This is a genomic window from Lacipirellula limnantheis (assembly GCF_007746075.1).
Taxonomy (GTDB): domain Bacteria; phylum Planctomycetota; class Planctomycetia; order Pirellulales; family Lacipirellulaceae; genus Lacipirellula; species Lacipirellula limnantheis.
Genome location: NZ_CP036340.1, coordinates 44,012 through 53,694, shown reverse-complemented (window position 1 = coordinate 53,694; position 9,683 = coordinate 44,012). Strand labels below are relative to the sequence as shown.

Here is a 9,683-nt window from a genome sequence, read left to right as displayed (position 1 = left end):
CCTCATCCTCAATCAAATAACTGCTGCTCCCATGCAGTAGCAGTTGGTATCTATAAGTAACTAAAGTAGAGCCTCCAAAACCCCTTTCATTTCAACACGTTAAGGCGCCCAATGGACCCGCAACAGTCGGTACATTGACCCGCAACGCTCGGTACATTGACCCGCAACGCTCGGTAACTTCGACCCGCAACGCTCGGTAATACAGACCCGCAACAGTCGGTACTCGTCAGCTGCTCGTCGAGTCACGACGAGAACAACGCTAGCGAGGCGTCGTCGCTGACGGAGGAAGCAAGAGGCTTCGAAAGATGGTGGCGCAGCTTGAGCCGCAACCCACGAAAGAACGCTTGACAGAAAAGAGCGATGACCGGTAAAGTCAGTGCACCACCACCAACTTCACTTAGTCGCTCGCCAAGCTTCTGAGTGCCAAAGAGCCGACCTGCCAGGGTTGGCTTTTTTTATGCGCTGACCTGCCAGGGTCGGTGCACGTTTCCTTGGCGCCCAAAATGTTTTTCCTAAGGCGCGGGGGCCATCCGCGAAACAACTTGCATCCTGCGACGCCGCCATGCGGGCCGCTTCATTTCCCTCCTTCCTCATTCAGGGAAAACGATAGCGCAGATTCCTTCAACCTACTTGAAGTGAAGCTACTCCGACCGAAGTCGTTTGGCAACCTACCTTTTCGTCGCAGATTGCCAGTCGCGAAGTGATAGCAAACCGTGGCGACGGGGCGACGCATTCGACCGCGGCGTGACATCGGCGTTGTTCATGGCGTGCACTGACCGAACTGGCCTCGACGGCTGACAGGCAGCGGTGATCGTCCGAGCTCGTAAAACGCTCGCTGCGGCGTTTGAGGGGCCGACCTTTCGTCGGCCTCCCATCGCTGGTCGATCGCCGTCTGGCGCCCCCGCAGCGACGCTTTAACACGAAGCCTGACGAACCGTGGCGACGCGATTCAGCCGACGGCTCCTCGCACGCCGGTTGGCCGGGCCAGCTGGGCCAGTCTGGCCAGCCATGCTGACCCGACCCCGTTGGCAACGAAGGCTGCAAAATACACCGTTGCCAACATGGCGGGAGGTGCGCTACTGATGGTTCATGATTCACATTTGCCTGACCAACACCAAAGGAGGCGTCGCGAAATCGACCCTCGCCACTCAACTTGCCATCTGGCTCTTCGATCAAGGCTACCGCGTCGGCCTGCTCGACGTCGATCCGCAGGGGACCTCTTCCGGTTGGCTCCGGCAAGCGGAGCCGGGCATTCTGATTCGCACGGCAGAATCGCTGGAGGAGATTGAGCAGGTCCGCGCCGAGCTCGTCAGCCAAGTCGACCTGCTGGTGCTCGACACCCCCGGCAACAATCGCAGCGATATGGCCCAGGCAGCGACGATTTTGGCCGACGTGGCGCTCATTCCGTTGCAACCATCGAAGGCCGATCTTCGCGAGCTGAAGAACGCGCTGACCTACGTCAAATTGGGTCAGGCCGTCAGCGGCGGCCGCAAGCCGCTGGCGACGATCGTCATTACGATGACTGCCAAAGGGGATCTCCAAACCAAACGGCTCCGCGCCGATTTGGCGACGTTTGGCATGCCAGTGGCTAAGGCTGAGATTCGCCGGCTCAACGCGCTGCGCGATGGCTTTGGCACCGCCGTCATTCGCAGCCGAGCCTTGGACGCCAAACTCGCCACGGCCGATCTCGCTGCGCTGTTCGAGGAAGTCATGGGAGATGTGTTGCGCCAGTTGCCGGCTGTCGGAAAGGAGGCGGTCCATGGATAAGCCCACCGGTTTTCAATCCGATCTGGCCGCCATGCACGACGAGATGCAGCAGGTCGCCAAGATGCTCGAAGCGACCCGGCTGAAGGCCCCCGCCAAGACGGTTGAAATTGCCCTCGGCACGCTAGGCGTTGACGCCACTGCGGCCGGGGCGCGCGTCACGCCGTCGCGACCGCGGAAGCGGCTCCCGGCGAGCCTGCCGCCAGCCCTTCCGCAGCGCTCCCGCGATCGCGCCAATGTCACCACCCGGCTGTCGGCCGAGACCAATGAACTACTGACCGAAGCGGCCCTGCGGCAGAAACTCAAGCGGGTCGCGCCCAACACCCGACAAGACATTATCGAGACGGCCGTCTGCCAGTGGCTCGCCCAACAGGGCTACGCCCGCCAGCGACGGCCAGCCGAGCCCGCAGCGACTACCGCGCAGCCGTCCGATGAGGGGATCGAGGACGACGCCTGGCAAGAGGCGGCAGCGGAAACGAGCGAGTGAGTTTCCGCTGGAAACTTTCCGTAACTCAAGAAGTAACTGACAGTTAGATCCATCGTTGGCCTGCGGCGACACGGATGCGTTCGCCAGAAACACGAGGTGCATTGGATGTCCCACTCCTTCAAAGTCATCGTCTCTAGCAATCGCAAAGGGGGCATCGGCAAGACGAGTCTGGTCTTCCATGCCGCCGGTGAAATGGCCCGCCGCAAGGAGCGGGTGCTCGTCATCGACTGCGACCCCCAAGCGAGCCTCTCGCAAAGCTTCTTCGGGAGCCGCACGATCGAAGAGCTCGACCCCGCGCGGTCCGTGGTGGCGCTGTTCGACGACCGGATGAATCCGGCGCCCGAACGGATCGTCCACGCGACGAATATTCCAGGCTTGTTCGCCGTCCCGGCGACCGAACCGCTGACCAGTTTTAATCACCCCGATCCGGCGCGCCACGGGTTCTTGCAGGACGCCCTGCGGCAGTTCATCGCGGAAGTTCGCGACGACTTCGACGTGGTGCTGATCGACACCCCGCCGAACTTGCAGTTGCTCACCTGGGCCGCGATGGTGGCGGCCGACTACTGCATCACGCCGGTCGTTCCCGAAGATTATTCGGCCCAAGGGGTAATTCACGTCAAACGGTTCATTGAGGAGGTCCAGCGGACCCGCAACAGCCGGCTCCGCTGGTTGGGTCTCTTGATGTCGATGGTCCAGGCGCGACTCGGCATTCACAAGGTCTACGAGCAGGTGATGCGCGACGCCTACGGTGAGCTTGTCCTCGATACGGTCATTCCGCACGCCACCAACTTCAAAGAAGCGGTCTCGCTCAAAACGCCGGTCACGCTCGGCAAACGGACCAACGCCGCCGTCAAAGCGGTCAAAGCCTTGGTCGACGAAATCACCGCCCGCACCAGTTCCCCTCGCACCGTGAAGGAGGCCGCATAACATGGGCAAGTTCGATTCATTGATGAAAGGGATGGCCGGCGGACTGGGCGAGTCGATCGGGATTCGCGACGGCCAGTCGACGCTGCCGACCTACAGCAGCGGCGGCTACGACGCCCCGAAGACCGACTTCGTCCGCAACCGCTCGGTCGGCGAGATCGATCCCACCGAGGTGATTCCCGACCCGAAGCAGCCGCGGAAGCATTTCAACGAAGAGGAGATCGAGCGGTTGTCGGCTGACATCGCGGCTCGCGGGCAGTTGCAGCCGATCCGGGTCCGTTGGTCGGCGGACCATGGGAAATGGTTGATCATCGCCGGCGAGCGGCGCTGGCGGGCCGTCACCAAGGCGGGGCTCAGCCGCATCACCTGCATGTTCATCGATCGCGAGATGAGCGAGTCGGAGATTCGCGCCGAGCAGTTGGTCGAGAACCTCCTCCGCGAAGATCTCAACGGGATGGAAGAAGCCCGGTCGTTTGCGACGCTGATGGAACTCAACGGTTGGAACGCCACCGAGTTGTCGCAGCAGATCAACGTCTCGAAGGGCAAAGTTTCCAAAGCCCTCTCGCTGCTCAAACTCCCTGAGGAGCTGCAGGCTCGGATCGAGGGGGGCGAGATTAGCCCTTCGACGGCTTATGAGCTGGCCAAGGTCAAAGACGAGAAGGCGCAGGCCCAGCTCGCGGAGCGGGCCGCTTCCGGGGAGATGACCCAACTTGACGTCGCCAAGGTCTCGGCGCGCCCCAAATCGAGCGGTGGTAAACGGCGGTCGACCAATGAGATGATCAAGACGAGCGACAACGTTCGCGTGACGATCACGGCGCGACGCGACTTAGGCGAGCAGGGCTTGCTCAATGCCTTGCTGGAAGCGGCCGAAATCATTCGAGCACGCTCCAAGAAAAAGGCGGCTTAAGCTCCTCGCGACGGGCGGTCCCACCGAGCAGTGTGGGGCCGCTCGCCGCGATCTTTTCGTTTGGCTAACGCCTCGATTTGTGCTAAAATTGAGGGATGAGTTATCAGATCGACGCCATCTACGACAGCGGCGTGCTCAAGTTGTTTGAGCCGCTGAAGCTCCCGAATCAATCGCGGGTGAAGGTGACTGTCGACGCCGAGCCGGCCGCCGACGACCCGCAGGCGATTGAGCGGCAACAGGCGGCTCTGACCGCCATGTTCACGGCCGTCGACCAATTGCCCCAGCGCCCCAACGGCGACGGCTGGTCAGTTCGCAACCATGACGAACTGCTCTACGGCGGCAAGTGATGATCTTCGTTGATACGAGCATCTGGTTCGCCGCCAACGTGGCGGAGGACCCCCATCACGCCGAGGCCCGGCGACTCCTCATCGAAAATCGGCAGCCGCTCGTCACAACCGACTATGTCGTCGACGAAGTGATCACGCTGTTCACGGTCCGCGGACATCGGCCGGTCGCGCTCCACGTCGGGGCCCAGCTCTGGAGCTCCCAGGTCAGTCAGTTGCACTGGGTCGCTCCCGAAGACGTCCAGGCCGCGTGGGAGGTCTTCGTGCGTTACGAGGACAAGCGGTGGAGCTTCACCGACTGCGTCAGCTTCGCCGTCATGAAGCGGCTCGGGGTCGCCACCGCGTTTGCCATCGACGAGCATTTCAGCCAATTTGGCTTCGTCACCGTGCAACCCTCCTAGTTACACTAAAGGGTGCAGAAGTCCACCCCTTTTCAACCTGCGCATAGACTGTGGGGTCGGATTCTCCCCGCAGGCGGGTTTAGCCGCTCGCTCTCGCTCTTGAAGCTTCCCGAAGCGATTCAAGAGCACGTCGGTCGCGGTCGGATCCCGGTGAGCGTTGCGCGGGAAATCGGCAAGCTTGACAGCGAAGCTCGGCAGCATGAGATGGCACAGGAGTATCTGGCTGGCGAGCTCACGACCGGCCAGGCCCAGGCGACAAAGAAGGGAAGCGGGGCGAAGGGTAGCGACGCTGCCAAGCAGTCCAAGAAGTGGACCCAAAGCGGCATTAGCATCACTGTGGCTTATGGCCGCGGCGTGACGCTCGCCGACATTGCCGAAGCTTTGGAACAGCGCGCACAATTGCTGCGAGCGGACGGTCGCACCAAGCGAGCCGCCTAGCTTCGCCACGCCGCGCGGCAGGAAAGTCCTGCCTAACTTTACGAAGCGGCCCGCCTAGCTCTTTAGCTAGGCGGGCCGCTTTTTTTGTTGACGTCTACTGGAGGAGCGACTGCCCAAAGCTACAATAGGCGCCGCCTTTTTCTGTTCCGCAATCCGGGGACGTCATCATGGAATCCAAGAGCCTCGACGCGATCAAGGAAGAGCTCCGTAAGGAGCGTTCACTGCTCGAAGCGAAAGCCGAGCAGCTTCGCACGGAGCTTTTCTCCCTGGACGACGACCTCTCGCGCATCGACGCAGCGCTTGCCGCGCTCGACCGAACGGACCCGATCGCGGCGATGGGCAAGGTGAAGAAGAAGTCTAAAGAGAAGCAGCCGACGAAACACCTGGCCGCGAGCAAAGCCGACGTCATCAAACACGTCCGCTTGCTTTTGGAGCAGGAAGGAGTCGTCGAGGTAGAGGCCCTGAAAGCCCTCGTCGAACAGCGAATCACGCAAGCTGGCTTCACGCGGATGGGTCTCGCGCTTCGTTTTAAAGAAGCTCTGGGCGATGCAGAGTTCGTCGATACGCCGGCCGGAATCCGTCTCAAGAAAGAGAAAATGAGGGTTGATAAAAGCTCAGACATTCGCCCAGGCACGATGACCGGAACAAGCTCCTCATCGCCGGCCAAAGAAGTTACTTCGACGAATGGCACAATTGAGTAACGAATAAAAATTAGGATGCACACCTGATGCACCACGGTTGCAGACAAAGTTTTCCCAGAGATTCTCATCCCCTGAGGAGCTAAGGGCTTACGCTGTCTACAGGTTGCAAACAACAACCATGTTTTTCGACGGTAACTTTTAGTCCGCTCAGCACTTGCGAGGTAAACAATGCTTACTGGCAAAAGCGAAACGGTCAGCTTCAGGCTCGACGCTGAAATGGTACAACAGCTGACGCGAGCGGCGAACGTCATCGGCGTCAGCCGCGGCGAATACGCCAAGCATCTCGTCACTCAAGGCTTGACCAACAGCTTTGCCGAGTCCACGAAAAACGTCCTCATGGAAGTCCGTCACGACCTGCGGCTCCTGCGTGAAGAGCACGTCACCTCCACCAACGCTCTGCTGATTGCGGCCGGGAAGTTGAGTCCGGAGAAGGCGCTGACCTTCATCCAGACCAAGCTTCTCAAACAACCTGCCGCGACCGAATGAGACCGGCCACGCCATGCTTTCCATCGGAGCTATGCAGAGCAGGCAGGCGGATTACTATCAACGGCTCGCCCGGGAAGATTACTATCTGGAAGGGGGCGAGCCGCCCGGGAGCTGGCTTGGCGGCGGAGCGCAGGCTTTGGGGCATTCGGGAGTGGTAAAGCCGGAAGACCTCGCCGCACTGTTCCAAGGCTTTGCCGCCGACGGCAACAGGCTGGTCCAAAACGCCGGGAAGGAAAATCGTCAGTGCGGGTGGGACCTGACGTTCTCCGCTCCTAAATCAGTTTCTTTTCTCTGGAGCCAAGCCGACGAAGCGACCCGCCACGAATACCTGGCGGCCCAGAAAGAAGCGGTCGCCGCCGCCATCCGCTACATCGAAGAAAACTTCGCCGTCTCACGCATCGGCAAAGCAGGAGCGGAACACGTCGACGCTCAGCTAGTCGTTGCCGCTTTCGAGCACGCGACCTCGCGGGCCTTGGACCCGCAGCTCCACACGCATTGCCTGGTGCTGAACTTGGGCGTCGATGCCGCCGGAAACGTTCGTTCGCTGCGCTCCAAGCCCTTCTACCAACAAAAAATGCTCGCCGGGGCGTTTTATCGCTGCGAACTTTCGCGACAACTCCAAGCCCGCTTGGGCGTCTCCGTCGAACGACCGCTCACTAGCCGCGGCAAGCCCGCCGCCTGGTTTGAAGTGCAGGGAGTCCCAAAGTCCATCCTTTCTCAGTTTTCGAAGCGGCGAGCCGCCATCGAACAAGAACTCGGTAGCCGCGGAATGGAAAGCGCCAGCGCCGCCGCCTTTGCAGCACTCACGACCCGGGAAACAAAAACCGTCGTGCCGCCGCGGAAGGAACTCTACGACCGCTGGAAAGAAGAGGGGACGACGCTCGGTTTTCGCCCTGAAGGCGTGTATCCCGCAGTCCGTAGCCCGAGGCGCCAAGACAAGGACGCTGCCGAGCAACATCAACGGTACCGCGAGGCTCTCGCCGCCGCGGTCGCGGAGCTAACCTGCGGAGAGAACTCGTTTACGAAATCCGAGCTCATCCGGAGCACGCTCATTGCGGCGCAAGAAAAACAGCTGCCAGCGGCCTCGGTCACCGCAGCCATCGAAATCGACTTAGCAGCGACCCCGTTCTTTATCTCGCTGGGCATCAGGAACGGCGAACATCGCTACACGACTGAGGAAGTTCTTGCAGACGAGCAGGAATTCTTGCGAGTGGCGGCCACGCTCAAAGTAAAGCCCTTTCAGCCCGTTGCCGAACAGCACGTCGCCGCGGCCGCCGCCGCATGGCGCGGGAAACCAGGGAAGAGATTTCAACTCGATTCGGAGCAGCAGGAAGCGGTCCGCTACCTCGCGCAAGGAACGGAGTCCATCAAAGTTGTGAGTGGTTTTGCGGGCGCCGGAAAAACTGACATGCTGGCGGCTGCGAAAGAGGCGCTGGAACAGGGGGGCTACCGCGTCATCGGGACGGCGCTTGCCGGAGTCGCCGCCCGAAACTTGGAAGAAAGCACCGGGATTCAATCCGAAACGGTCCGCAGGCGCGAGCACCAACTTGCAGAGCCAACCTTCGGCGAGAAGTGGACGCACCACGCACGGCAGATAGGTCGAGTCGCCCTGGGCAAACAGACCTGGTCGCTTCCAAAGTTGGAAATCGATTCCCGCACCGTCCTAGTGATTGACGAGGCGGGGATGTTGGGAACGCGAGATTTTACCATGCTCGCCAAGGCCGTCGTCGCCGGCGGCGGGAGCATCATCGCCGTCGGGGACGAAAGGCAGCTTTCCAGCATCGAACGCGGCGGCGGTTTTCAGCGTCTGGTTGAAGCCGTCGGCGGCGTGAGGCTCACGGAGATTCGCCGACAAACGGACGTCAACGACCGCCAAGCGGTGAAAGACGTCGTCGGTGCCAACCCCGAAGAAGCCCTGCAGCACTACGCGAAAAAAGGACAGTTCTTTGTCGGAAAACATCGAGCCGACGCCGAACGAGAACTGGTTGCGGATTGGGCAAGAAATGGCGGAGTCGAGCGGCCGGGAGAACACCACATCTTCGCCGGCACGCGAGCTGAAGTCAGTCGTTTTAATACGCTCTGCCAAGAAGCGCGTCTGGCGGGAGGACTGCTTGACGCCAGGGAGAAAGTCGAGCTCGACGGCGTCACGTTCATGGTCGGAGATCGGGTGCGATTCGATATCGCGGCCAGGACTCGCGGCATCCAGAAGGGAACCTCCGGCGCCGTCATCGCTTGTCGGGAGGGGTTCACGGGGAAGTACGTCACCGTGGCCTTGGGCGATGAGACCACTTCGTGGTCCGAGCACGCCCGCGATCTGCTGAAGCATCACGCGACTCAACTATTGAACGCCGCCCTGGGAAAGCCCACGACTCCGCCTCCTCCTCGGCATGACGTGGTGCTTGTTCCGCTCGAGTCCCTGAATCCGCTGTGCAAGCCCTACCGGGGCTTGTCGCTGGATTACGCCCGCACGACCCACTTGGGGCAGGGGCAAACGGTGGAGAACTCGTACGTGCTGCTAGGCGGCCAAATGACCGACCGGGAATTGTCCTACGTTCAAATGAGTCGGCATCGGGAAAAATTGCACCTCTACTCCAGTGAACAGGAAGCTGGAAAAACCCTCGCCGGCATCGCCCGGAAACGCCACGAGGAGCTCGCCGACCAGGGCTCGCCCAGGGCTGAGCTGCCCGGGTACTCAACGCTCGCCGCTCAGATGCGACAATCACGAGCGCAAGAACTCGCCACGTCACTCACCAGTATCAGTCTTCCCTCTCTTAAGGAGCCTCTCCATGCCCCCGAGCACGAACAAACTCAGCGACGATGAAAGAGATCTGCGCCTCCACGCTCCGAAGTTCTTTCAGGAACTCATGGACTCCCGCACCGCAACGCTGATGGAGGAGAACAATCCCGAAGCCCTCGCAGCCTGGAAGCAAGAATTACAACAACGAGACCAGCTCTGGCAGGACATGCTTCAAGAGACTCCTGAGTTGCTGCAACAACCGCTCGACAAAGAACATGTCAAAGAGGCGCTGCAAAGTTATGCCCAGGAGTTCTCACGGCTTGACCCGCAGGGGATCGACGCTCAACTCTTCGAATCGAATGTCGCCGACATTTTGCAGGAACAAGAAGCGGTTGGTCGTGAAGTCGCAGCGATGAAGAACCAACAAGACGAAGTCAAACAGGCAATCCCCATCTCGCCCCCGAAAATGGACCCTCCCTCAAACAGCTGAGAGT

The 9,683-nt window shown here is 60.7% G+C and carries 11 protein-coding genes; all 11 read left to right on the top strand.

The window, feature by feature from the left end:
- Window positions 1-1,089: 1,089 nt before the first annotated feature.
- The 11 genes from I41_RS26910 (at window position 1,090) to I41_RS26860 (ending at window position 9,679) form a co-directional block, all read left to right on the top strand.
- Window positions 1,090-1,767 carry a nucleotide-binding protein gene (locus I41_RS26910; protein WP_145436633.1) on the top strand — a complete coding sequence of 226 codons (678 nt, stop codon included), beginning with the start codon at window positions 1,090-1,092 and terminating at the stop codon, window positions 1,765-1,767.
- On the top strand, window positions 1,760-2,251 hold the full coding sequence (locus I41_RS26905) for a hypothetical protein (protein WP_145436631.1): 492 nt from the start codon (window positions 1,760-1,762) through the stop codon (window positions 2,249-2,251). The genes I41_RS26910 and I41_RS26905 overlap by 8 nt, the downstream gene beginning before the upstream one ends.
- Window positions 2,252-2,356: 105 nt before the next feature.
- Complete coding sequence (locus I41_RS26900; RefSeq protein ID WP_145436628.1) at window positions 2,357-3,178, top strand: ParA family protein; 822 nt, start codon at window positions 2,357-2,359, stop codon at window positions 3,176-3,178.
- Between the two features lies 1 nt (window position 3,179).
- Complete coding sequence (locus tag I41_RS26895; RefSeq protein WP_145436626.1) at window positions 3,180-4,082, top strand: ParB/RepB/Spo0J family partition protein; 903 nt, start codon at window positions 3,180-3,182, stop codon at window positions 4,080-4,082.
- A 95-nt stretch (window positions 4,083-4,177) separates the two neighbouring features.
- Entirely contained in the window at window positions 4,178-4,429 is a 252-nt protein-coding gene (locus tag I41_RS26890; protein WP_145436624.1) for an antitoxin family protein, read from the top strand.
- Window positions 4,429-4,827: a type II toxin-antitoxin system VapC family toxin gene (locus tag I41_RS26885; RefSeq protein ID WP_145436623.1), complete on the top strand. Its 399-nt coding sequence runs from the start codon at window positions 4,429-4,431 to the stop codon at window positions 4,825-4,827. Before I41_RS26890 ends, I41_RS26885 begins: the two co-directional genes overlap by 1 nt.
- Window positions 4,828-4,926: 99 nt before the next feature.
- Complete coding sequence (locus I41_RS26880; protein ID WP_145436622.1) at window positions 4,927-5,265, top strand: hypothetical protein; 339 nt, start codon at window positions 4,927-4,929, stop codon at window positions 5,263-5,265.
- Between the two features lie 167 nt (window positions 5,266-5,432).
- Window positions 5,433-5,966: a hypothetical protein gene (locus I41_RS26875; RefSeq protein WP_145436620.1), complete on the top strand. Its 534-nt coding sequence runs from the start codon at window positions 5,433-5,435 to the stop codon at window positions 5,964-5,966.
- Window positions 5,967-6,134: 168 nt separating this feature from the next.
- Window positions 6,135-6,452, top strand: coding sequence for a hypothetical protein (locus tag I41_RS26870; RefSeq protein ID WP_145436618.1), 318 nt, complete (start codon window positions 6,135-6,137; stop codon window positions 6,450-6,452).
- 13 nt (window positions 6,453-6,465) lie between these two features.
- Window positions 6,466-9,273: a MobF family relaxase gene (gene mobF, locus I41_RS26865; RefSeq protein ID WP_145436616.1), complete on the top strand. Its 2,808-nt coding sequence runs from the start codon at window positions 6,466-6,468 to the stop codon at window positions 9,271-9,273.
- Window positions 9,239-9,679, top strand: coding sequence for a hypothetical protein (locus I41_RS26860; RefSeq protein ID WP_145436614.1), 441 nt, complete (start codon window positions 9,239-9,241; stop codon window positions 9,677-9,679). Before mobF ends, I41_RS26860 begins: the two co-directional genes overlap by 35 nt.
- Window positions 9,680-9,683: the final 4 nt, after the last annotated feature.